Origin of the sequence: Neobacillus dielmonensis (genome assembly GCF_000612665.1) — a bacterium.
In the GTDB taxonomy this organism is placed as follows: domain Bacteria; phylum Bacillota; class Bacilli; order Bacillales; family Cytobacillaceae; genus Neobacillus; species Neobacillus dielmonensis.
In genome coordinates, this window is sequence record NZ_HG942048.1 from 13,194 (window position 1) to 36,332 (window position 23,139).

19 protein-coding genes are annotated in these 23,139 nt (G+C 40.0%); 17 read left to right on the plus strand and 2 right to left on the minus strand.

The window, feature by feature from the left end; genetic code table 11:
* Positions 1-301: 301 nt before the first annotated feature.
* The 9 genes from acnA to BN2425_RS06870 all read left to right on the plus strand — a co-directional run bounded on the left by acnA (position 302) and on the right by BN2425_RS06870 (position 9,872).
* Positions 302-3,007, plus strand: a complete 2,706-nt coding sequence (gene acnA, locus BN2425_RS06830; protein WP_042456722.1) for an aconitate hydratase AcnA — start codon at positions 302-304, stop codon at positions 3,005-3,007.
* A 322-nt stretch (positions 3,008-3,329) separates the two neighbouring features.
* A complete protein-coding gene (abc-f, locus tag BN2425_RS06835; RefSeq protein WP_042456724.1) occupies positions 3,330-5,057 on the plus strand; it encodes a ribosomal protection-like ABC-F family protein in 1,728 nt (575 codons plus the stop codon).
* A 138-nt stretch (positions 5,058-5,195) separates the two neighbouring features.
* A complete protein-coding gene (locus tag BN2425_RS06840; protein WP_042456727.1) occupies positions 5,196-5,741 on the plus strand; it encodes a peroxiredoxin family protein in 546 nt (181 codons plus the stop codon).
* A gap of 187 nt (positions 5,742-5,928) precedes the next feature.
* A complete protein-coding gene (locus BN2425_RS06845; protein ID WP_042456729.1) occupies positions 5,929-6,060 on the plus strand; it encodes an FbpB family small basic protein in 132 nt (43 codons plus the stop codon).
* Positions 6,061-6,124: 64 nt separating this feature from the next.
* Complete coding sequence (locus tag BN2425_RS06850) at positions 6,125-6,268, plus strand: acid-soluble spore protein N (protein ID WP_042456732.1); 144 nt, start codon at positions 6,125-6,127, stop codon at positions 6,266-6,268.
* Positions 6,269-6,404: 136 nt separating this feature from the next.
* Positions 6,405-6,635, plus strand: a complete 231-nt coding sequence (tlp, locus tag BN2425_RS06855) for a small acid-soluble spore protein Tlp (protein ID WP_042456735.1) — start codon at positions 6,405-6,407, stop codon at positions 6,633-6,635.
* 121 nt (positions 6,636-6,756) lie between these two features.
* Positions 6,757-9,087, plus strand: a complete 2,331-nt coding sequence (locus BN2425_RS06860) for an AAA family ATPase (RefSeq protein ID WP_406603185.1) — start codon at positions 6,757-6,759, stop codon at positions 9,085-9,087.
* An 8-nt stretch (positions 9,088-9,095) separates the two neighbouring features.
* Entirely contained in the window at positions 9,096-9,542 is a 447-nt protein-coding gene (locus BN2425_RS06865) for an acyl-CoA thioesterase (RefSeq protein ID WP_042456738.1), read from the plus strand.
* A gap of 30 nt (positions 9,543-9,572) precedes the next feature.
* Positions 9,573-9,872: a hypothetical protein gene (locus BN2425_RS06870; protein WP_042456741.1), complete on the plus strand. Its 300-nt coding sequence runs from the start codon at positions 9,573-9,575 to the stop codon at positions 9,870-9,872.
* A 235-nt stretch (positions 9,873-10,107) separates the two neighbouring features.
* Here the strand turns inward: BN2425_RS06870 and BN2425_RS06875 are convergent, their stop codons facing one another.
* Both BN2425_RS06875 and plsY read right to left on the minus strand, forming a co-directional pair.
* Positions 10,108-11,259 (minus strand): CapA family protein, encoded by a 1,152-nt coding sequence (locus BN2425_RS06875; protein WP_042456744.1) that lies wholly within the window; start codon positions 11,257-11,259, stop codon positions 10,108-10,110.
* Between the two features lie 457 nt (positions 11,260-11,716).
* On the minus strand, positions 11,717-12,316 hold the full coding sequence (gene plsY, locus BN2425_RS06880; protein WP_042456747.1) for a glycerol-3-phosphate 1-O-acyltransferase PlsY: 600 nt from the start codon (positions 12,314-12,316) through the stop codon (positions 11,717-11,719).
* A 182-nt stretch (positions 12,317-12,498) separates the two neighbouring features.
* Between plsY and BN2425_RS06885 the strand changes: the two genes are divergently transcribed.
* The 8 genes from BN2425_RS06885 (at position 12,499) to BN2425_RS06920 (ending at position 23,042) form a co-directional block, all read left to right on the plus strand.
* Entirely contained in the window at positions 12,499-14,235 is a 1,737-nt protein-coding gene (locus BN2425_RS06885; protein WP_042456750.1) for a glycosyl hydrolase family 18 protein, read from the plus strand.
* A 354-nt stretch (positions 14,236-14,589) separates the two neighbouring features.
* Complete coding sequence (locus BN2425_RS06890; RefSeq protein ID WP_052352793.1) at positions 14,590-15,543, plus strand: GGDEF domain-containing response regulator; 954 nt, start codon at positions 14,590-14,592, stop codon at positions 15,541-15,543.
* A 45-nt stretch (positions 15,544-15,588) separates the two neighbouring features.
* Positions 15,589-16,389 carry an ATP-binding protein gene (locus BN2425_RS06895; protein ID WP_042456753.1) on the plus strand — a complete coding sequence of 267 codons (801 nt, stop codon included), beginning with the start codon at positions 15,589-15,591 and terminating at the stop codon, positions 16,387-16,389.
* Between the two features lie 124 nt (positions 16,390-16,513).
* Positions 16,514-16,927: a CoA-binding protein gene (locus BN2425_RS06900; protein WP_042456757.1), complete on the plus strand. Its 414-nt coding sequence runs from the start codon at positions 16,514-16,516 to the stop codon at positions 16,925-16,927.
* Positions 16,928-17,228: 301 nt separating this feature from the next.
* Positions 17,229-19,208: a DNA topoisomerase IV subunit B gene (gene parE, locus BN2425_RS06905; protein WP_042456759.1), complete on the plus strand. Its 1,980-nt coding sequence runs from the start codon at positions 17,229-17,231 to the stop codon at positions 19,206-19,208.
* Positions 19,205-21,649, plus strand: coding sequence for a DNA topoisomerase IV subunit A (gene parC / locus BN2425_RS06910; protein WP_042456761.1), 2,445 nt, complete (start codon positions 19,205-19,207; stop codon positions 21,647-21,649). Before parE ends, parC begins: the two co-directional genes overlap by 4 nt.
* Before the next feature lie 90 nt (positions 21,650-21,739).
* Positions 21,740-22,498, plus strand: coding sequence for a hypothetical protein (locus tag BN2425_RS06915; RefSeq protein ID WP_042456762.1), 759 nt, complete (start codon positions 21,740-21,742; stop codon positions 22,496-22,498).
* Between the two features lie 67 nt (positions 22,499-22,565).
* A complete protein-coding gene (locus BN2425_RS06920; RefSeq protein WP_042456764.1) occupies positions 22,566-23,042 on the plus strand; it encodes a staygreen family protein in 477 nt (158 codons plus the stop codon).
* Positions 23,043-23,139 lie beyond the last annotated feature (97 nt).

Here is a 23,139-nt window from a genome sequence, read left to right on the forward strand (position 1 = left end):
TTTTTACTATTTCCATTCATGCGAAATAAATGACAAATGAAAGTTTTTTTGCCATAATAATAGAGGATAGCCCTCGGACTTACTGTTCTCATTAAATCCAAGATGTTTATTGTGTTTTCGAAATATTCCGAACAAATTACATAAAATAAATAAGTAAAACTTATCAAACACAATAACTTTCTTGTTATTTACTTATGTAATCGCTTGTATTAAGATTAGAGTTGTGAGAAAAGTTAAGCCGAATGGGAATATTCAAACTTTTCGTTTTTTAGCGAATGCATACGAATAAGGGGGTAAAAACATGGTGAAAAATGATGTATTTAACGCACGTTCTTCCTTTGAAGCAAACGGCAAGCGTTATAACTACTACCGTTTAAATGCGTTAGAAGAGGCCGGCATTGGCCAAGTATCCAAACTGCCTTACTCTGTAAAGGTATTACTTGAATCCGTGCTCCGCCAATATGATGGCCGTGTTATTACAAAAGAGCATGTTGAAAATTTAGCTAAATGGGGTACAGATGAGCTGAAAGAAGTGGATGTTCCATTTAAGCCATCTCGTGTTATTCTTCAAGACTTTACAGGGGTGCCTGCAGTTGTTGACCTTGCTTCATTAAGAAAAGCAATGGCTGACCTAGGCGGCGACCCAGACAAAATCAATCCGGAAAAAACGGTTGATCTGGTTATTGACCACTCAGTACAAGTTGATGCTTATGGAACTCCTGATTCACTAGCAGTCAATATGGATCTTGAATTTGAACGGAATGCTGAGCGTTACCAGTTCTTAAGCTGGGCTCAAAAAGCATTTAACAACTATCGTGCTGTTCCGCCAGCAACTGGTATCGTTCACCAAGTAAACCTTGAGTACTTGGCTGATGTTGTTCATGTTTCAGAGGTTGATGGAGAACTAGAAACCTATCCTGATACTTTAGTAGGAACAGACTCTCATACTACGATGATTAACGGTCTTGGCGTTCTTGGCTGGGGCGTTGGCGGTATCGAAGCAGAGGCAGGTATGCTTGGACAGCCATCTTATTTCCCAGTGCCTGAAGTAGTGGGGGTTAAGTTGACTGGAGAACTTCCAAATGGCGCTACTGCAACTGACCTTGCTTTAAAAGTAACCCAAGTGCTTCGTAAACATGGTGTGGTTGGTAAATTCGTTGAATACTTCGGCCCGGGTGTATCTTCACTTCCACTTGCAGACCGTGCAACGATTGCTAACATGGCTCCTGAATATGGTGCTACTTGCGGATTCTTCGCTATTGATAACGAATCACTAAACTACATGCGCCTAACTGGCCGTGACGAGAATCAAGTGAAAGTTGTCGAAGAATATTGCAAAGCAAACGGATTATTCTTTGATCCTTCATTTGAGCCAGTTTATACAGATGTCATTGAAATTGACCTTGCTGAAATCGAAGCAAACCTTTCTGGACCTAAACGTCCACAAGACTTAATTCCTCTTTCCAAAATGAAAGAAGAATTTGTCAAGGCAGTTTCTGCTCCACAAGGAAACCAAGGCTTCGGCTTACAAGCAGATGAGCTTGAAAAGTCAGCTGTTGTTAAATTTAATAATGGTGATGAAACAACCATTAAAACAGGTGCTGTTGCGATTGCTTCTATTACAAGCTGTACCAACACATCTAACCCATATGTTTTAGTTGGCGCAGGACTTGTTGCGAAAAAAGCTGTCGAATTAGGTATGGAAGTACCTAAGTTCGTTAAAACATCTTTAGCTCCTGGTTCTAAGGTTGTAACTGGATACCTTCGTGATTCTGGATTGCTTCCATACTTAGAGCAAATCGGCTTCAACCTTGTTGGTTATGGCTGTACAACATGTATCGGTAACTCCGGTCCATTAAAAGAAGAAATTGAAAAAACAATCGCTGAAAACGATCTTTTAGTTACATCTGTGCTTTCAGGTAACCGTAACTTTGAAGGACGTATTCACCCGCTTGTTAAAGCCAACTACCTTGCTTCACCGCCATTAGTAGTTGCTTATGCACTTGCTGGTACTGTAAACATCGACTTTGCTAACGAAGCTATCGGTAAAGATAAAGATGGAAATGATGTATTCTTCAAGGACATTTGGCCATCTACATCTGAAATATATGATGTGGTTAAACGTACGGTTACACCAGAACTGTTCCGCAGAGAATATGAGAACGTATTTGGCGATAACGAGCGCTGGAACCAAATCAAAACAAGCAATGAGCCATTATATACATGGGATGAAGATTCTACTTACATTGCGAATCCTCCATTCTTTGAAGGCTTATCACCAGAACCGGGCACTGTTGAACCTTTATCTGGTCTTCGTGTTGTTGGTAAATTCGGTGATTCAGTCACAACTGACCATATTTCACCTGCAGGAGCGATTGGCAAAAATACTCCAGCTGGTAAGTATTTGTTAGAAAAAGGCGTGCAGCCTCGTGACTTCAACTCTTACGGTTCTCGCCGTGGTAACCATGAAGTTATGATGCGCGGTACATTTGCAAACATTCGTATCCGTAACCAAATCGCACCAGGCACTGAGGGCGGCTTTACGACTTACTGGCCAACTGGCGAAGTTACTTCTATCTACGATGCGTGCATGAAGTACAAAGAAGATGGTACTGGCCTAATGGTTGTTGCCGGAAAAGATTACGGTATGGGCTCTTCCCGTGACTGGGCTGCTAAAGGTACTAACCTCCTTGGCATTAAAACCGTTCTTGCTGAAAGCTTTGAACGTATCCACCGTTCTAACCTAGTGTTAATGGGTGTTCTTCCGCTACAATTCAAAGAAGGCGATAACGCTGAAACATTAGGCTTATCTGGTAAAGAAACATTCGAAGTTCAGGTGGATGAAAACGTAAAACCACGTGATCTTGTGAAAGTGACTGCTACCGACGAGAATGGTAACAAGAAAGAATTCGAAGTAGTTGTGCGCTTCGACTCTGAAGTGGAAGTTGACTACTATCGTCACGGCGGAATTCTGCAAATGGTTCTTCGTGAGAAATTACAAGCCTAAAAGCTTGATAGACACCATGTCCGATGGGGCATGGTGTTTTTCCTTACAGGAAACCATTGACAATATGTATTGGTTTTCATTACTATAGAGGTATCTTAACGAAAAGGAATGAACAAAGGGCCAATGAAATTTTAATCTTATTTTTCAGAACAGATTCGAATAAACGAAAATGTTACCCTGAAGAATAGGATTAGTATGTCCTTTTTTATGTCCAAATCGTTATAATGCATATTCTATAAACCCCTCATGTGGTTTATTTAATGATGTTTTTATATGGAATTTACGACATAACTCTCTTCAGGTGACGTGAAGGGGTTTTTTTATGCTTACAAACACAATCATAAAAGTTAAAGGCTTAGAAAAAAGCTTTGAGTTAAAAAAAGTTCTTGATGGAATTGATTTCGACATTAAAGCTGGTGAGAGAATTGGTCTGGTTGGTTACAACGGGACCGGAAAAACAACACTTGCGAATATTTTGTTTGGAAAACTCGCTCCTGATAAAGGGGTGATTGATAAACCCGATTATTTACGAATCGGTTATTTATCCCAGTCAATTGATTATGAGGTCAATGATTTTAAAAACTCACTTGCGGTTGCTTCAGATCACGAATTGTACCAAATTGCCAGTCAATTGGGTCTTCGTAAAGTAAATAAATGGGAACAGCAGCGGTTAGCTCATTTAAGTGGTGGAGAAAAATTGAAACTCGCCTTATCGATGGTTTGGGCCTCTAAGCCAGATTTTCTTATTTTGGACGAACCAACCAATCACATTGATTATCAAGGACTGCAGTGGCTGGTTAAGGAATTGAAAAAATTTAATGGACCTGTTCTGCTCATCTCCCATGACCGCCATTTTTTAAATCAAACGGTTACTCGTATTTTTGAACTAGACAATGGCCGAATCAAATTTTTCAACGGAAATTACAGTGCCTATAAAGAAGATAAACAGAAACAAATCGAGGCCCAATCACATCAGTACCAGATCCAACAGCGGCAAATTGAAAATATTGAAAAGCAAATGCAGCAGTTAAAATCATGGTCGGAAAAAGCCCATCGTGATTCCACCAAGAAAGGTAATGGTCCAACCAAACGTCCGGAAGGCTTTAAAGAATACCATCGTGTCAAAGCCAAGAAGTTAGATAACCAAGTTAAATCGAAAATGAAACGGTTGGAAAACGAGCTATCTAAAAATAAAATTGAAAAACCTGAAGATGAAGTAAAGGTGAGGTTTGAATTTGAAAATCACGGAAAAAGAGGAAAACGTATTTTGGAAGCTAAACAGCTTACAAAAGTTTTTCCCGGCAGGCCGTTATTCCTTTCTTCCAACTTTTATGTAAACCATGGCGAACGAATCGGTTTGGTGGGTGCAAATGGCTGTGGCAAAACGACTCTGATAAAAATGATCCATGGTGAGGAAACTTCATCTGATGGAGAATTGTGGCGGAGTGAATCGATCAAAATGGCTTACTTAAGCCAGGACGTTAATGACTTACCTGCTGATAAAAATGTTCTAGAAGCGTTGGGTTTCACAGACAGGGAGAGAATCTACAAAGCACGGACGATTTTGGCAAACTTAGGCTTAAAAGAAACGCAAATTTTAAAACCTATCGGTGTATTAAGCTTGGGGGAAAGAACGCGGGTAAAGCTGGCTGATATATTAATGAAAGACTACGATGTTCTGATACTAGATGAGCCAACGAATCACCTTGATTTGCCAAGCAGGGAACAGCTTGAAAATACTTTGGCAGAATTCAGCGGAACCATTCTAACAGTTTCCCACGATTATTATTTTTTAACTAAGCTATGCAACCGGCTTTTGGTTTTTGAAAATCAAAAGGTTACGCGGCTTGAAATGACAGCAGAGGAATATTTTAATAATAAACAAGCTAACTCTAGGGATAACAAAAAAGAAGCACTAATGGTCATTGAAAACAAGATAACGGCGATATTGGGAGAGTTATCCTTAACGGACAGCAAAGACCCAAAATACGCGGAGCTGGATCTCGAGTTTGCCAAGCTCCTTAAGGAGAAAAAACAGCTTCTTAGTTAATTAAAGGTAAGCCGGGTACGGGTTCCTTGTTCACTCTTATTAAAGTTCACAAATTAGCCAAATAAACAAGCTTTGTTATGACTGGGATAATAGTGTAAAATTCTATGTAGCGAATTATGGATGAAGGAGTGATTCGGGATGATTAAAAAAGTAATTGCTGCTGTCCTTTTGATAAGTTTACTGACTGTAGCAATTGTTCAAGCAGTGAATAAAGACAGCAAAACACCCGAAACCGCAAGTACAGATACTACAGCTACAACAGCTGAAGAAGGTTTGGCGATTAAAAATAAAGCGCCGGATTTTGAATTAAAGACTTTGACTGGTGAAACCGTTAAGCTTTCCAATTTAAAAGGGAAAAAAGTTATGATTAACTTCTGGGCAACCTGGTGCCCACCATGTAAAGCAGAAATGCCTGATATGGAGAAGTTTCATCAAGAGGTTGGCGATGATATTACCATCCTTGCGATTAACATTGATCCCCAGTACGATGTTCAAGCTTTTGTTGATGAATACAAACTCACTTTCCCGGTACTGCTTGATAGCGATGATACTGTAAACACTAAATACAAAATCTTATCTATTCCTACTAGCTATTTCGTTGATAGCAAAGGAGTGATCCAGAATAAATTTTCTGGCGCTATGACATTGGATCAGATGAAGGGATTTGCAGAACAATTGCAGTAACCTAGACATATCGGCCAAAATAATAGTAATACTGGCCTACTCCGCATAGGAAAGACGTTGGATAACCAACGTCTTTTTCTATGAGTAAAGAACCAAAAAACGCTTAAATTTTCAAAAAGTTGTAATAATTGAAAGGGTTTGCGGGCATAATTACTGTTACAATCGTTAGTAAGGAAGGTGAATACCGATGAGAAAGCCAAGAAAACGTTCTTTTGCAGAACTCGTTTCTGAAAATAAATCCCAACTCTTAAAAGACAGTGCGGCATTAGAAAAAATCGAGCAGCGCATTGAAGCAAAGCGCCTCAATAAAGCTGAGTAACATAAAGTTTTCCAATCATGCTTCCCTGGCTATCCGGGTAAAATGTAAGTAAGGGGGGATCATGATGAGTAATCCAAAACGTGACTCTAAGCACCATGTACCTGAACATCTGGGAACACAGCCTCGCGGATTTTCCGGGAACAAAGGTAAGAAAATGAATGATACATCAGGAGATCACGCCCAAGTGATTCAAACAAAAGGTGAATAATGATGGAAGAAAAGACCTGCTGGCCCTAAAGCCTGTCGGGTCTTTTTCACGTTTTCGCCTTAATTTTCTGTAATATTTTTACCCTGCCGTTACAAACTATATCTGTACCAATCACACCACCAAAGGAGGAGTACGAATGACCTACAACAATAAACCAAATCCGGACGATCGAAGCGATAATGTAGAAAAGCTGCAGGCAATGGTCCATAATACGATTGAGAATATGGAAGCCGCAGAGGAATCTCTTCGTTTTACTGACAGCGAAACTCAACGTCAAGAAATAGAAGCAAAAAATGAACGCAGACGGGAAAGCATCGCCTCTTTCCGTTCGGAAATCAAAGACGAAGCCCACGACTCACAACAATAACCATTTTTCAAGGACCAGTTCTTTTTCGGACCGGTCCTTTTTATTATCTCACAATGCCTTTATTTTTTGTAACAAAGCATCCTATGGTAAGATAGAAGAGAAATTTTGATATAGAGATGTGATGAACTTGAATATTAACCAACAAAGAAACGGAATGGTTGACTATAAACAGCAAATACTTGAATGGGAGAAAGAAATATCAAGTACAGGCTTTATCCAGGAGGAGAGCACGTTAATTGCAGCTATTAGCCAGGAAAAGGATCCTGTACTATTATCTCAACTATTAACCTTGTCAGCCCGTTCAAGACTTGGACGGAACCAGGATGATTCCTTAGCAGCTGCCCTAGTGGAAAAAGCATTGAAGCTCAATCCTGCTAACAAATGGGCGATGGAATTCACGATTGGTGTGGAATGGAAAAAACTTAAGGATGTTATGTCCCCGCTTTCTTTCCCGCCAATTAGAGAAACCGACAATCGTTCGGCGAAAAAGAAGGTAGCCGAGCAGTACATTGAAATCTGCCAAAGCTTTTTATCGGAAGCAGATGAACGATTTCAAGACCTTCAACATAAAAAAGATATTGCCTCTAGCTTGATTGGAAAAGATGTCTTCCAACAGTATCAGAAGCTCTATGATTTGCTAGCTTCTGCTATCGAAGAAACAGGCAAATTGTTAAAAGCTTCTGAAGACTATGAGGAATCCATCATTGGCGTGTTTCATACGGCGGCTTACATAGATGAATTAAAACTCCATTTATCGAAGGTGGAAGAATTAAAGAGCGAATGGGAAAAGCTATTTCTTCAAGAAGAACAACCTGCTCCATCGGACAAAAATGCCTTAGAACAGCTGAATGAGTTAATCGGGATGGAATCGGTTAAAAAGCGTGTTAATGATTATTATCGGTTTTTAAAGTACCAAAGACATCGTAAAAAGATGGGCTTAAAAAATAAAGACGAACTTAGTCTTAATATGATTTTAACTGGTAATCCAGGGACCGGGAAAACCACCTTAGCCCGTTTGCTGGCTAAGATTTATCATGAACTGGGTGTTTTGCCTCGCGAAGAAGTGGTTGAAACCAACCGTGCCCAATTAGTTGGTTCGTATATGGGACAGACGGAAGAAAACGTCCGAAGTATGGTGGAGCGGTCAATAGGCGGCGTGTTGTTTATTGATGAAGCCTATAGCTTAAAACGGGAAGGCCAGACAGGAAACGATTATGGACAAGCTGCCATTGATACGCTCGTTTCGTTAATGACCGGAAAAGAATACGGCGGTAAATTTGCGGTGATCTTGGCTGGATATCCGGAGGAAATGCGTTCGTTTATCGATGCCAACCCAGGTCTCCGAAGCCGGTTTCCTCAGTCCAATTTTATTCATTTGCCTAATTACACCAATGATGAGCTAATCCAAATTGCTGAAAAGGCGGCAGCGGAAAATGATTATTTTTTAACAGAAGCAGCCAAGAAAGAGCTTGCTCATCGAATTGAACAGGAGCGGGTAGATGAAACCTTCGGCAACGCGAGAACTGTAAGGAATATTGTGTTGGAGGCTATTTTTAAAAAGGGTTCTGACCACGACGATGAAGAGGATATTTTAAGGTATATGTTGTTAGATCAGCAGGATTTTGTCGTCGAACGCGAGACCAAGGAATTAAGTCCGCTTGAACAGCTAGACCAATTAATTGGGCTGGAATCGTTAAAAACGGAGATGCGATCCTTGTTCTCATTTGTAAGAATGCAGCAGTTCAGAAGAAATAAAGGGTTACCGGCCGTGCCAATTCAGCTTCATTCTGTGTTTACTGGCAGGCCAGGAACCGGGAAGACGACCGTTGCAAAAATTTATGCGGAACTACTAAAAGAATGTGGCATATTAAAACGAGGCCATTTAATTGTTTCCAGCAGAGCGGATTTTGTCGCAGGTTATGTTGGACAAACGGCAGGTAAAACAAAGCAGAAAATTAAAGAAGCCCTTGGAGGCGTATTGTTTATTGACGAAGCTTACTCCTTGCTCAGCAACACATCAGGAGATTATGGAAAAGAAGTCATTGATACGCTTGTTGATGAGATGACCAAGCATAATGAAAACTTAGTCGTGATTTTGGCGGGATACCCCAATGAAATGGACGAACTGCTTGAGAGTAATCCAGGACTTCGCTCACGCTTCAAGAAATTCTTTTATTTTCCTGATTACTCACCGGAAGAGCTGCTTTCCATCATGGATTCCTATGCTAGCCGATATCACTATCAGCTGACGGAGGTAGCGAAGCAACTGCTCCTAGAGATGTTGAATGAAGCAAAGCATCATGGCAACGGCCGGTTTGCGACCAACATGGTCGATGAAATGATTCAAGCGCAAGCATCGAGATTGATGAAAGAGGAAACCATTGAAAATCTAGATGAAAAAGCAATTTTACTAGAAGAAGCCGATGTTAAGGCTGTTAAGAATAAAATCTAATATCGATAATGGGGAGGAAGATTGGAGTGGAAGATTATTTTGTATCAACTAGAGAGATCCTGCTATATTATGCAGACACGGATATGATGGGTGTAATTTATCATGCGAATTATTTGAAGTTTTTTGAACTGGGCCGGACCGGCTTTATCGAGGATTTAGGCTACAAGTATGTGGATATGGAAGAGAGCGGCTACTATGCACCTGTTTATGATGTCCAGGTAACCTATAAGAAGCCATTGCGCTATGGTGATCAAGCATTCGTTAAAACCTGGGTAGAGCTGAATGATGGAATTAAGACGATTTATGGTTATAGTGTCATCAATGGAAATGAGGAAGTTTGCGCCGAAGGAAAAACAACGCATATCATTGTGAAAAAAGATAATTTTAGGCCGACCGCCTTCAAAAGGGCTTTTCCTGAGTGGTACCGTAAATATGAAGAAGTAAAGAAAAAATAATGTTTTGGCACATTGGATGGGGTGAAAAGGTTGGCGTTTGGAATCAAAAGACAAGATGTGACAGAATGGAAACGCAAAATTGACCAAGGTGAAATTGCCTTTTTAACTCATTATTGGCTAGATGCTCGATTCCCGGGATATAAAACCGTCACGAAAGTAGGCTGTAATGACCTGAAAAAGCTGGCCGCATGGGGTAAGCAATACGGACTTAAGGAAGAATGGATTGACCACCGTAAAGATGGCTATTCACACTTTGATTTAATTGGTGAAAAGCAGGAAGAGATCTTAAGAAAAGAAGGACGCTTGGAGCACATCTGGAAAAATAGATAGCAAAATGACTGTCTTTAATAAAGGCTCTTAAAGACAAAAACCAAAACGAAATTGAGGATATTGTCGTTAATAAAACCCATTAAAGACAAAACCAAATAGAAAACTGAGAAAATTGTCGTTAATATGGCCTCTTAAAGACAAAATAAAATTAAAATGAGAAGAACTGTCGTTAATAAAACGATTAAAGACAGTTCTTCTTTAGAATTTAATGGATTTGCCTTTGGTAGTCAAAAAACTACTTTAGCCATTGCGACATATGCTGTTGGATTTCCCGGTATTTTGCTTCTGCATTTTTCAAACCAGCTGAACCCGCTTGTTCGAGCGGGACAACACGGAAATTTCGATGCTTTTGGCTGGTGACATAGGTCGGATAAAAAGCAGGATTTGAGAGCTCAATTTTACTTCCTTGTTCTGACACGCGCTTGGTAATTTCAACAGATGCAAGACCACCAATATCTTTATAGTCACCATGTTGAGCGGAGATAAAGTTTCCCAATGAATAGATGACGAACATTTTTCTGCCATCAGTTGTTTCAATCCAATCCATTGGCTGAAGGACATGTGGATGGGAACCAAACAGGATGTCTACCCCTTCATTGGCAAGAAAAGCTGCTAAGTCCTTTTGGTCCTCGGTAGGAAACCGTTGATATTCTTTCCCCCAATGGATACTCATGATGACGACATCTGCCGCTGCTTTTGCACGCTGAATTTCTTCTTTCATTTTATCTCGGTCAATTAGATTTACGAGATAGTCTTTTCCTTCAGGTACAGGGATTCCATTGGTGCCGTAAGTATAGGAAAGAAAGGCAAGTTTAATTCCATTTTTTTCGATGACTCGTAAACGCTGCTGATCTTGTTCATTTTGGAAACTTCCTACATGCGGCAGCCCAATACTTTCTAAATAGGCCGTTTCTGACCGAATTCCTTTTTCCCCTTTATCTAATGAGTGATTGTTCGCAGTGGAGACGATATCAACTCCGGTATGGACGAGAGCATCTGCCACTTCGTGCGGACTATTAAATGTAGGATATCCAGAGAGTCCTAATTCTACTCCACCAAGTGTGCTCTCTTGGTTGGCGGTAAGGATGTCGGTTTTTTCTAATAGAGGTTTTACACTGGAGAACATTTGGTCAAAATCATATTGCGATCCATTAAAAGCATCCTGATAAACGGGGCTATGAATCAGTACATCCCCAATCGCACCTACTGTGACCTGTTGCGTTATGACGCGAATGGTTTTTTGAATCGGCCGATATTTGTGGATCTCTGCCGAGTAAACCTTTGGAAGCGGTTTCGGTTTGTTCGATTGCTGTCTAAATAAGCCAAAGGCAATTATACTGCAACCAAGAACTAATGCGATCGAGGTAATAATCGGTTTTCTCATCATACCTACTCCCTAGTGCTTTGGTAAGCATATTATTTTTATAGTCTTTGACCATACTATAATATATTTATGTGGAAATTTGTATCCTCTCATTCGACAAAATTTTGGAAATGAGGTGCTATCATGTTTAAGGTGACGGAACCAGCCCATCATGTTCTCATTCAAATTATTAATCAAGAGAAGACCTTTGATGAGGAACAACTATTATTGCGTTTAAGCATGGGCATTGGCTGAGGGACTCCAAAATTAAATCTGTCTCTGGAAGAGCGGAAAATACAAGGGGACCTTACCTTTGAATTTGGTGATTTACAAATCCTAATTCATGAAAAAGACTTTCCTTACTTTGATCATACAAAGCTGGATTACGTAAGGGATGAATCGGGGAAAGGAAGCTTTCAATTGTTAACCATTTAAAAAACGGAGCTGCCGGGAATACCGACAGCTCCGTTTTTTAAAACCTTTATAACCACTTTATTTTGGGTTCCGTTTTATTCATGATTCGTTTAATGTTGGCACGGTGTCGATAAATGACAAACGACACTAATAAAAAGACAACTATTAATAAAGGGATATCCCACGATTTGATTAAACCATAAAGCACTACATACAGGATAGCAATCACTCCAGCTATCATGGATGATAGTGAAACATACTTTGTTATGTAAAGGCTAATAAAAAATCCAATCAGAATGGTAATAAATAAATAAGGGGAGCAGAATAGTAAAACGCCGCCAGATGTAGCAACAGCCTTACCGCCGCGGAAGCCTGCAAAAATAGGGTACGTATGTCCAATAACAGCTAGCATACCCGTAAGCAGCGGGTTCATGTCAATAGAAAAAATAACCGGCAATGCCGCCGCTAAAGTACCTTTCAAAATATCAGCCAATGTAACGGCTAGTCCAGCTTTTACACCCAAAGTTCGGAACGTGTTAGTTCCTCCTAAGTTTCCGCTTCCATGCTCACGAATATCAATTTTATAAAACACTTTGCCTACAATTAAGCCGGAAGGGATCGAACCAAGAAGATAAGCCAGGACCAAGATTAAAATCAATTGAACCATATTACAATTCTCCTTCAAAATAAAATCCAGTGTTTCTATTTTACCATGTAATGTTCATGAAACGCTATTCTACTTTTAACGATTCTGTCAATTTATCATATGAATTTGATAGAAAACAGCGAAAAATCCCTTCCCAATTCTTTTGGGATACCGTACCATAGTAACGGGGAGGAACGAATGTCATGGCTAATATGGAAATCATTACTCAAAAGAATTCAAAAAAGTGGATAATAGGAGGGCTCATTAGTGGCATCCTGTTGATTGTATCCGCAGTTATTTTACTATTATATCCCTTTCCTTCAAATGAAAAACACGCCTATTTTAAAGGGGAACACCCAATCATTTTTAAAGGGATGCCGCAGGGGAATGCTGTGGTGCAAAATCAATCCATCTATTTACCAATGCAATTTATCCAAGAAAATCTTGACCTGGCAATCCGTTACGATGAAAAATCAAAATCTGTCATCATCACAACAAAAGATAAAGTGGTTCAAATGCCAACCGATTCCTTAACCTATTTTATTAATGAACAGCCGGTATCTCTACAATTATCTCCAATTATGACTATGAATGATCAGGTCTATATTAGCATTGATTCGATTCTACCTTTTTATTCTTTTCAGTATACAAGATTGCAAGATTCTGATGCCATTATAATTGAACAAGATGGTGATACATATACCAATGCGACCGTTATGAATAAGGATATCAATGAAAAGAGATTAAGAATCAGAACAAAACCTGAATGGCAGGCACCTTACTCAGCGCAATTGAAGCGAAATGAAGCTGTAAGGATAGAAGGGGAAAAACAAGATTTTTACTTTGTTCGCAAAGCTAACGGAATGGCGGGTTATATCAAAAAGAAATATATCCAACCAGGTGAACTTGAAAAGATTACAGTCGCTCATGATACTAAAAAGTTTAACCTGCCAAAGGTGAATGGACCCATAAATTTAACATGGGAAGCTGTCTATACGAAAAATCCAGATATGACAAAAATTCCTGAAATGTCAGGAGTTAACGTGATTTCACCCACCTGGTTTTCATTGGCGGGAGCAGATGGTTCTGTTAAAAATCTTGCTTCGTTAGATTACAGTCATTGGGCGCAAACTAGAGGCTATCAAGTCTGGGGCGTGTTTTCCAACGCCTTCGACCCAGAATTAACACACCAGGCTTTTAAAGACTTTGAAACTAGGAAAAATATCATCCGGCAGCTGCTTTATTTCAGTCAAATGTATCAGCTGCAAGGAATTAATTTTGATATTGAAAATGTTAATCAAGAAGATGGTCCGTACATAACACAATTAATGCGGGAGGCAGCACCCTACCTTCACGAAGCCGGGCTGGTGGTATCAATGGATATTACATTTGCAGCAGGTGAAAATAACAATTGGTCCTCCTTTTATGAAAGACCCAAGCTAGCGGAAATTGCCGACTATTTAATCGTGATGGCCTATGATGAACATGCAGGGAGTTCGTCAGAGGCAGGAAGTGTCGCCAGTTTTCCTTGGGTAGAGAATAATTTGGATCAACTGTTAAAGGAGGTTCCTAATGACAAGTTAATTCTGGGTGTACCACTTTATACTAGGCTTTGGAAGGAACAAACTAACAGTGATGGAACGACTCTAATTACCTCCAAGGCCCTCTCGATGGACCAGGCTAGTGAATGGTTGGCAGAAAAAGGCGTGCAGCCGGCTTATGATGAGGAAAGTGGCCAGAATTATGCAGAGTATAAGGCACCAGAGGAAAACGCCGTTTATAAAATCTGGATGGAAGACGAAAGTTCTTTAACAAAACGAGCCAACCTAGCAGTAACGAAAAACCTTGCGGGTGTGGCTAGCTGGTCAAGACTTTTTGCAGGTCAAACCGCTTGGACAGCCTTACAGATGACCACAAACAACAATGTCACACAAAATTAATTTATTAGACCAGTCTTTTGACTGGTTTTCTTTTTTATAGAAGTACCTTTATTACCATGAAAAGATGGCTCTTTTTAACATTAGAGCTCTGTTAAACGGATATAATGTTGATTTTTTTAACTATGTTGACTGGAGTGGAAATCATCGGCCAAATTCGGAATAAAGGTAGAAAAATAGTCAATTTTATTACAAAAATATGGAGACTTTTCAAATCATCTGAGAATTCGTTGAAAGGCAGACACCGAGCTCATATAATTTAAATAAATCTAATACAAAAGCAAGTATAACCGGCCGGAACTAAGAAAAGCGGTCGGTTTTATCATATCAAAAAAATATGGATGTGAGGTGTTAACTATGGCGATCAATAATCCATCTGCTCTTTATCAGTCCTTTTCCGGTGTTAGTGTTTTATATGTTGAAGATGAAATGTTTTCCCGAGAAAAAATGCTGCGAGTCTTAGCCCGTCGATTTTCAACCATACACGCTGCAAAAGATGGGACAGAAGGTCTTATTCTATATCAAAAATATCATCCAGACCTGTTGATTATTGATATTAATATGAATCAAGATGACGAACTTGATCTGATTAAAAACATACGTAATATAAACGGGCATATACCCATCATAGTTACTACTGCTGAAGACGAACAAGAAATCTATACAACCTTAATTGAGAATTATTACGTCAATCATGTGATTCCGAAGCCCATCTATCTAGAACGTTTTTTAAATAGCGTTCAACAATCAGTTCACCAAATTGAGACGAAGAAGGAAATAGAAAATTATAAAAAAGAACAATTAACGATAATAGACCCGTTAACGAATGCCTTAAAAAGGTGTAAATTTAACGAAATATTAGAGGAAATGGTCACAAAGGCAGATAAAAGTTCACACACTTTTTCCTTAGCTGTTATGGATTTGGATGATTTAAAAGAGCTAAATTCACGTTACGGCTATAAAGCCGGTGACTATGTGTTAAAAACCGTTTCTACTATCGTACAACAGAGGATCCGTGAGCATGACGTTCTTGCACGCTGGGGTGGCGACTGTATGATCATACTTATGCCAAAAACGCAATTGGAAGACGCATTTGTCTTAGCAGAATCCATTCGTAAAATAATTGAAAACTTTTCCTTTCAAGGGTTGGAACGAGTAACCTGCAGCCTTGGAGTTGCCTCTTATTCAGCAGGTATGACAAAAAGAGAACTGTTATTTCATGCAGAACAATCCTTATACGAGTCCAAACAAGGCGGGAAAAATGAGGTTACTGTTTACAATCCGGTATCAATAAACAATCAATTGTCTTAAACAATTTTTACGGCTTGGTACTGCTCATTGGAAAGGGAGGAACATATGAGAACGCATAAGGATATACCAAATAAGTATCCAAATCCTGAAATACATTCTCAAAAGGAAGCGGGGCATACGAAACAAATCAACCCCTTTTTCTTTCGGCAATCGCGGCTTGCTCAACTGGGTGAAATGTTCGAAACCATTGGACCTCAGTGGCAACAGCCATTAAACCATTTATCGTTGTTAATTCAAGATATTAGAGAAGCATTGGAATTCGGGGAACTGAATGACCAATACATTGACCATTTTATAACGGAAAGTATGTTACAGATAAACCAAATGTCACAAACCATCCACGATTTACGAAAACTATATAAACAGGATAAAAGTCCATCCTCTTTCTCAGTTGCTGACTCCATTGAAGAAGCTTTGGCTCTTTTTTCTCCATGTTTGCAACAACATCAAATCATCGTTAATTTTGTACATCGAGGACAGTATATGGCTTTTGGTTATCCACATCAATTTAGTCAGGTGGTATTAGGGATAATTACCCGTATGAAAGATTCGTTCCTAGAAAAGGATATTTATAAGCGTATGATAGACATCAATCTTGAAGATACAGACAATTATATAATAGCTGAGTTAAGCGCTAATGCAGGTGGTATGGACCAAGCGGTATTGGATCAGACTTTTGAATTAGCTGCTACCTCAAAGACTAAGACATATGGATTAGACTTTAGCCTATATATTTCTAAGCTGATTCTTGAAAATATGGGCGGCTCTATGACAGTGGCTCATACGAAAACGGGGACAAAATTTTGTTTATTTGTCCCAAAGAATGAGACTTTTCCTAGTGCGTGAGTAGAGATGACCAAAATCTCACCTCATTCAGATAACATTATCTTGGAATCAATCAATTTTGCTGTATTTTTTTCCAAATAAAGATAAAATAAAGATAATCAATGTCATATTAGGGGTGAAGGTAATGGCTGTGGAATATCCAAGTTTAGAAGAAATGGGAGCAATTTTGAAAAAGGCCAAACGGATTGCGGTTGTGGGGTTAAGTAATAATCCGGCACGAACTTCCTATCAGGTTTCAGAGGTCATGCAAAAGGCTGGATATGAAATTATTCCAGTAAACCCAACTATTGACGAAGCTCTAGGTGTAAAGGCCGTAGCCACGTTAAAAGATATTGACGGGCACATTGATATTGTCAATGTTTTCCGCCGTTCAGAACAGTTGTTCGATGTGGCGAAAGAATTCATTGAGGTGGATGCTGATGTATTTTGGGCCCAGCAGGGCCTGGTAAATGAAGAGGCTTATGAATTTTTAACAGAAAAGGGTTATCCTGTGATTATGGACCGCTGTATCAAAGTCATTCATTCCTTAACGAAATAATAATCATGAAACGTAAAAAGCTGTGGAAAAATACTCACAGCTTTTTATTTTTTTTCTACAAAACCTTTGAAAACAATGGTTGAAGCACGAAAAATTTTCATAACGCATTTGCCAAATCAAAATAAATCGCTAAAATAAAGCATAGACGCCGTAAGACCTTTGGTAAAATTAAGTAACAAACATTTGTTCTAATGTGTTATGATAATAAAGGATTTCAGTGATATTTAAAGAATAGTAATGAAAAAGGTATTAGCAAACTAGAAAGGTTTTTCTTTTTGTAGGGTATGAAAGGGGTATTTTAGTGGCAAGAACTCAGCAAGCTTTTGAATATAATGAAGATGCCATACAGGTACTAGAAGGCTTAGAAGCCGTCAGAAAACGTCCTGGTATGTATATTGGCAGTACCGATGCCCGAGGTCTTCATCACCTCGTTTATGAGATCGTCGATAATGCGGTAGATGAAGCATTGGCAGGATTCGGTGATCACATTACCGTAAAAATCCACAAAGATAATTCACTCAGTGTTGCAGATAAAGGTCGGGGCATGCCTACCGGAATGCATAAAATGGGGAAACCGACACCAGAAGTGATCTTAACCATTCTTCACGCAGGAGGTAAGTTCGGACAGGGAGGTTACAAAACCAGCGGAGGGCTGCATGGTGTAGGTGCTTCCGTTGTCAACGCCTTGTCGGAATGGTTGACAGTAACCATCAAGCGTGATGGATTTGTTTATGAACAACGGTTTGAAAACGGCGGAAAACCGGTTACCACCCTTGAAAAAATCGGGAAAACCAATCAATCCGGAACCACCATCCACTTCAAGCCGGATGCAACCATTTTCTCCACCACCACCTTCAATTTTGAAACTCTGTGCGAGCGTTTAAGGGAATCAGCCTTTTTATTGAAAGGGTTAAAGATAGAAATCATTGATCTTCGCAACGACTTTCATGAAGTGTTTCACTACGAAAACGGAATTGAGGCGTTCGTAGCCTATCTAAACGAAGGCAAAGAAACCCTTCATCCTGTTGTTAGCTTTGAAGGATCGCAAAATGGCATCGAAGTCGATTTTGCCTTCCAATTTAACGATGGTTATTCCGAGAATATGTTATCCTTCGTTAACAATGTCCGTACCAAGGACGGAGGTACCCATGAGATCGGGGCTAGAACTGCGATGACCAGGGTATTTAATGATTACGCTCGTAAAACGGGATTGCTTAAAGAAAAAGATAAAAACCTCGATGGAGCAGATATTCGCGAAGGTTTATCTGCCATCATATCGGTTCGAATTCCAGAGGCCCTGCTGCAATTTGAAGGGCAAACGAAAGGAAAATTAGGAACCAGCGAAGCTAGGTCTGCAGTCGATGGGGTCGTTTCCGAGCATCTATCCTATTTGTTAGAAGAAAACCCTAATACGAGTACACTGCTTGTAAAAAAGGCAGTCAAAGCTTACCAAGCTCGTGAAGCTGCAAGAAAGGCACGTGAGGATGCAAGAAGCGGGAAAAAACGGAAAAGTAAAGAAACGGTTCTTTCTGGTAAATTGACTCCGGCTCAATCTCGTAATCCACAAAAAAATGAGCTTTATTTAGTAGAGGGTGATTCTGCGGGTGGTTCTGCTAAACAAGGCCGTGACCGCCGCTTCCAGGCTATATTGCCGCTTCGAGGTAAAGTTCTTAATACAGAAAAAGCCAAGCTGGCTGACATCTTTAAAAACGAAGAAATTAATACGATGATTTATGCAATTGGCGGTGGAGTAGGCTCTGACTTTAATGTTGATGATATCAATTACGATAAAATTATTATCATGACGGATGCTGATACCGATGGTGCCCACATCCAAGTGCTGCTGCTTACATTCTTTTACCGTTACATGAAGCCGCTCGTCGAAGCAGGAAAAGTGTTTATCGCCCTTCCGCCACTTTATAAAGTCAGCAAAGGATCTGGAAAAAAAGAAATCATTGAGTACGCTTGGACAGACGACGAATTACAGGATGCGATTAAAAAGGTTGGCCGCGGTTATATTATCCAACGTTATAAAGGTTTGGGTGAAATGAATGCGGAGCAGCTTTGGGAAACCACCATGGATCCTGAAACCAGGACTCTGATTCGAGTTAAAATTGATGATGGCGCTAGAGCAGAACGCCGGATTACAACTCTGATGGGCGACAAGGTTGAACCTCGTCGTAAATGGATTGAAGGCAACGTCGAGTTCGGACTAGAGGAAGATGATACGATTTTGACAAATGAAAATATAACCGTTTCAGAGGGAGGAAATGAAGAATGAGCACAGCAGAAAGATTTCGCGACCTCCCTTTAGAAGAAGTCATTGGCGACCGTTTTGGACGATATAGTAAATACATTATCCAAGACCGGGCGCTGCCTGATGCCAGGGACGGCTTAAAACCGGTACAGCGCCGAATTTTATATGCGATGTACATGGAAGGGAACACCCATGAAAAGGGGTTTAGAAAAGCAGCCAAAACCGTAGGTAATGTTATTGGTAACTATCACCCGCATGGTGATTCCTCTGTGTATGAAGCTATGGTCCGTTTGAGCCAAGATTGGAAGGTTCGCAACGTCCTGATTGAAATGCATGGAAATAACGGAAGCATGGATGGCGATCCTCCTGCTGCTATGCGTTACACCGAGGCTAGACTTTCTGCAATTGCAGCGGAACTGCTTCGCGATATCGATAAACAAACGGTAGATTTAATCTCAAACTTTGATGACACAACGAAAGAGCCAACCGTTCTTCCAGCCATGTTTCCAAATCTGTTGGTCAATGGTTCGACAGGTATCTCGGCCGGGTACGCCACTGACATTCCGCCGCACAACCTGGCTGAAGTCATTGATGGGGTCATCATGATGATGGATACTCCGGATGTATCGGTAGACGAACTGATGACGGTTATCAAAGGGCCTGATTTCCCTACGGGCGGGATTATTCAAGGCATAGATGGTATCAAAAAAGCCTATGAAACTGGTAAAGGAAAGATTATTGTTCGTGCTAAGGCGGATATTGAAGATGTGCGTGGCGGCAAGCAGCAAATTGTCATCACAGAAATTCCATATGAGGTCAATAAAGCTAATCTTGTGAAGAAAATGGATGAGTTTCGGATCGACCGCAAAGTGGAAGGAATTTCTGAGGTGCGTGATGAAACGGACCGGACAGGCTTGCGCATTGTTGTTGAACTGAAAAAAGACACTGATGCAGAAGGTGTACTGTACTATTTATATAAAAACAGTGACCTTCAAGTAACTTATAATTTTAACATGGTTGCCATTTACAACCGCCGTCCGAAACAAATGGGCCTCCGCGATCTGTTGGATGCCTATATCGGGCATCAGAAAGATGTAGTAACGAGAAGAACCCAATATGATCTGGCGAAAGCGAAAGAACGCCAACATATTGTGGAAGGCTTAATGAAGGCCTTATCGATACTAGATGAAGTCATCGCTACTATTCGCGCTTCCAAAGACAAACGGGATGCAAAAGATAACTTGATTGCCAAATTTGCCTTCACTGAACCGCAAGCCGAGGCGATTGTCTCCTTACAGCTTTATCGATTAACGAATACAGATATTACCGCTTTACAGAATGAGGCGGAGGAATTAGCTAAGAAAATTGCAGAATGGACGAGCATTCTCGAGAGTGAGAAAAAGCTGCTTTCCGTCATTAAAAAAGAATTAAAAGACGTGAGAAAGCGTTTTGCAGATGAACGCCGCTCTAAGATTGAAGCGGAAATCGAAGAAATTAAAATCAACTTGGAAGTCATGGTGCCAAGTGAGGATGTTATTGTCACTGTTACGAAAGATGGTTATGTAAAACGGACAAGCCAACGTTCTTATGCAGCGTCAAATGGTCAGGACCTGGCCATGAAAGAAACAGATCGGCTGATGGCACAGCTTGATATGAATACTAAGGATGTTCTGCTCCTGTTTACGAGAAAAGGAAATTACCTATATTGTCCTGTTCATGAACTTCCGGACATCCGATGGAAGGATATGGGCCAGCACATAGCGAATTTAATTCCAATTGATCGTGATGATGAAATCATTCGGGCCATTCCAATTCAGGATTTCGAAGCATCTAGTTACATGGTATTTGTGACAAAGAATGGCATGGTTAAGAAAACAGAGTTAAGTCAATATAAAGCCCAGCGATATTCCAAACCATTAGTGGGAATTAACCTAAAAGATGATGACCAAGTGATCAATGTGCATCAAACCGATGGAACGAAAGATCTTTTCTTGATTAGTCATTTAGGATATTCTCTTTGGTTTAATGAGGAAGAAATCAGTGTCGTAGGGGTTCGTGCTGCGGGAGTTAAAGGGATGAATCTTAAAGATGGCGATTATGTGGTGGCTGGGCACTTAATTAGCGCAGATAGCCATGAATCCATTGTAACAGTAACCCAGCGAGGAGCCATTAAACGGATGAAACTATCCGAGTTCGAAAAGACTACCCGAGCAAAGCGCGGTGTCATTATTCTGCGGGAGCTTAAAGCCAATCCACATCGAATTGTTGGTTTTGTTACTGCCAATCATGATGATGAATTATTTATCCAAACGGAAAAAGGTTATACGGAAACGGTAAAAGCAGGAGATCTGCGCCATAGTGATCGCTACTCCAACGGTTCCTTTATCTTGGATGAAGGAGAAAATGGAAAAGTTACTTCGTTATGGAAGGTTGAAGCACCGAAACCAAACTCGGAAACTGAATAATTAGGAAAAAAGACTCGTTCTGGGTCTTTTTTTCATTATATCCCCAATTTTGGACATACTAGAAATTATTAGTAATTGGAGGGGATATGTATGAAAAAGGAAATCGCACTTGCGTTTACTGCGTTCTTTTTAATTTCACTTACAGCGATAACAGGCGTTTATGCCTTTGAAGAAAATAGTAAAACAGTAGAGATAGCTAAGGAAGAAGCCGATATAACTGGGGATGGACAAAATGAGGATATTACACTAAAAGGTGTACCATATGAAGAAGCCGAAGAAGGCTATTTAAGTGAAATTTATGCGGATATAAATGCATCTAATGGCAAGTCCTATACAATTCATTTAGAAAGTGGCTCAAAAGCTGCAATGGAACTGGTAGACTTAAACAATGATGGATTAAAGGATTTGTTTATCAACATTTTTACAGGCGGCAGTGATGGTACGACGATCGACCATTTGTATACCCTAAAAGATTTCAAAAAAACGGACTTGTCAGTACCGGCTCCATTGGATATGGAGAGTAGATTTTTAAATGGTTATAAAGCTGAAATTAAAATTGCAGAAACAGGTTATACCTATCACTTTGATTTAAAAGACCGGAAGAAATATTATAAAAAATTAGGCCTGTATTATAAAGGAAAGCTAAATGAACCTATTGAATTAACAGTGAATTCTTATAGCAGCTTGAATCCTGCTAAACTAGAAGATGGAAGGTATGGGTTAAAAGGAGTGCAAAGAGTAACAGGTATAGCCAATGCCGATCTCATTGCTCAGGCGGAATCTACCTGGACCTTCATCAATGGCAGTTGGAGACTAGCACATGTTAAGGTTTTAAAACAAGGACAATAGGTATTTGTCACCTATTAGACAAAAGCCCCATATACTATCACAGGATGCTTGAAAGGAGATGCTTGACATGAGTAATCCTTCAAACTTGATTACTACCTTCCTGCCGCCAGCAACTGCCTTCCGCCCAGTTGAGGGAAGAAAATATACGTTAACGCATTCTGATACCAGTGGGCAGCTTTTCCTTACCATCGGCAGTGAGTATAATTACGGCAGCACGAATCAAAGTTTCCGTGATGAAGTGATGGCCGAATGGGTTCACCAGTTAGGGGAGTATTCATTATTGGGCCGTGTCTACGTAAGCGGAGGGGAATTTGATAAGAACTACTCTAAAATCAGATTTGCCATTTTTCAAAAAGAATTAAACCTTGCTTTGCAGGCTATGGTCTTTGGAGACCAGGCGTTTTACACAAATTTCCCATGGTTATTGGATGCCCCCATCTATATTCGCTTCGAATCGGTCTATCCCGAGTTTAATCAAGTCTTATATTACGGAACACCAAGGAATTTCCTTTTATCTAACAATATGAAGGAACCCATTCAATAAAACACAGGCATATAGTCTGTGTTTTATTTTTGACATATATCACACATATGCCCATTAGCGTTAGTCTGCAACCTTTTTCCCGCCCGTCCGTATAAAT

Coding starts and splice junctions, on each gene's coding strand:
- acnA (WP_042456722.1), top strand. CDS start 302: ATGGTGAAAAATGATGTATTTAACGCACGTTCTTCCTTTGAAGCAAAC.
- abc-f (WP_042456724.1), top strand. CDS start 3,330: ATGCTTACAAACACAATCATAAAAGTTAAAGGCTTAGAAAAAAGCTTT.
- BN2425_RS06840 (WP_042456727.1), top strand. CDS start 5,196: ATGATTAAAAAAGTAATTGCTGCTGTCCTTTTGATAAGTTTACTGACT.
- BN2425_RS06845 (WP_042456729.1), top strand. CDS start 5,929: ATGAGAAAGCCAAGAAAACGTTCTTTTGCAGAACTCGTTTCTGAAAAT.
- BN2425_RS06850 (WP_042456732.1), top strand. CDS start 6,125: ATGAGTAATCCAAAACGTGACTCTAAGCACCATGTACCTGAACATCTG.
- tlp (WP_042456735.1), top strand. CDS start 6,405: ATGACCTACAACAATAAACCAAATCCGGACGATCGAAGCGATAATGTA.
- BN2425_RS06860 (WP_406603185.1), top strand. CDS start 6,757: ATGAACTTGAATATTAACCAACAAAGAAACGGAATGGTTGACTATAAA.
- BN2425_RS06865 (WP_042456738.1), top strand. CDS start 9,096: ATGGGGAGGAAGATTGGAGTGGAAGATTATTTTGTATCAACTAGAGAG.
- BN2425_RS06875 (WP_042456744.1), bottom strand. CDS start 11,259: ATGATGAGAAAACCGATTATTACCTCGATCGCATTAGTTCTTGGTTGC.
- plsY (WP_042456747.1), bottom strand. CDS start 12,316: ATGGTTCAATTGATTTTAATCTTGGTCCTGGCTTATCTTCTTGGTTCG.
- BN2425_RS06885 (WP_042456750.1), top strand. CDS start 12,499: ATGGCTAATATGGAAATCATTACTCAAAAGAATTCAAAAAAGTGGATA.
- BN2425_RS06890 (WP_052352793.1), top strand. CDS start 14,590: ATGGCGATCAATAATCCATCTGCTCTTTATCAGTCCTTTTCCGGTGTT.
- BN2425_RS06895 (WP_042456753.1), top strand. CDS start 15,589: ATGAGAACGCATAAGGATATACCAAATAAGTATCCAAATCCTGAAATA.
- BN2425_RS06900 (WP_042456757.1), top strand. CDS start 16,514: ATGGCTGTGGAATATCCAAGTTTAGAAGAAATGGGAGCAATTTTGAAA.
- parC (WP_042456761.1), top strand. CDS start 19,205: ATGAGCACAGCAGAAAGATTTCGCGACCTCCCTTTAGAAGAAGTCATT.
- BN2425_RS06915 (WP_042456762.1), top strand. CDS start 21,740: ATGAAAAAGGAAATCGCACTTGCGTTTACTGCGTTCTTTTTAATTTCA.
- BN2425_RS06920 (WP_042456764.1), top strand. CDS start 22,566: ATGAGTAATCCTTCAAACTTGATTACTACCTTCCTGCCGCCAGCAACT.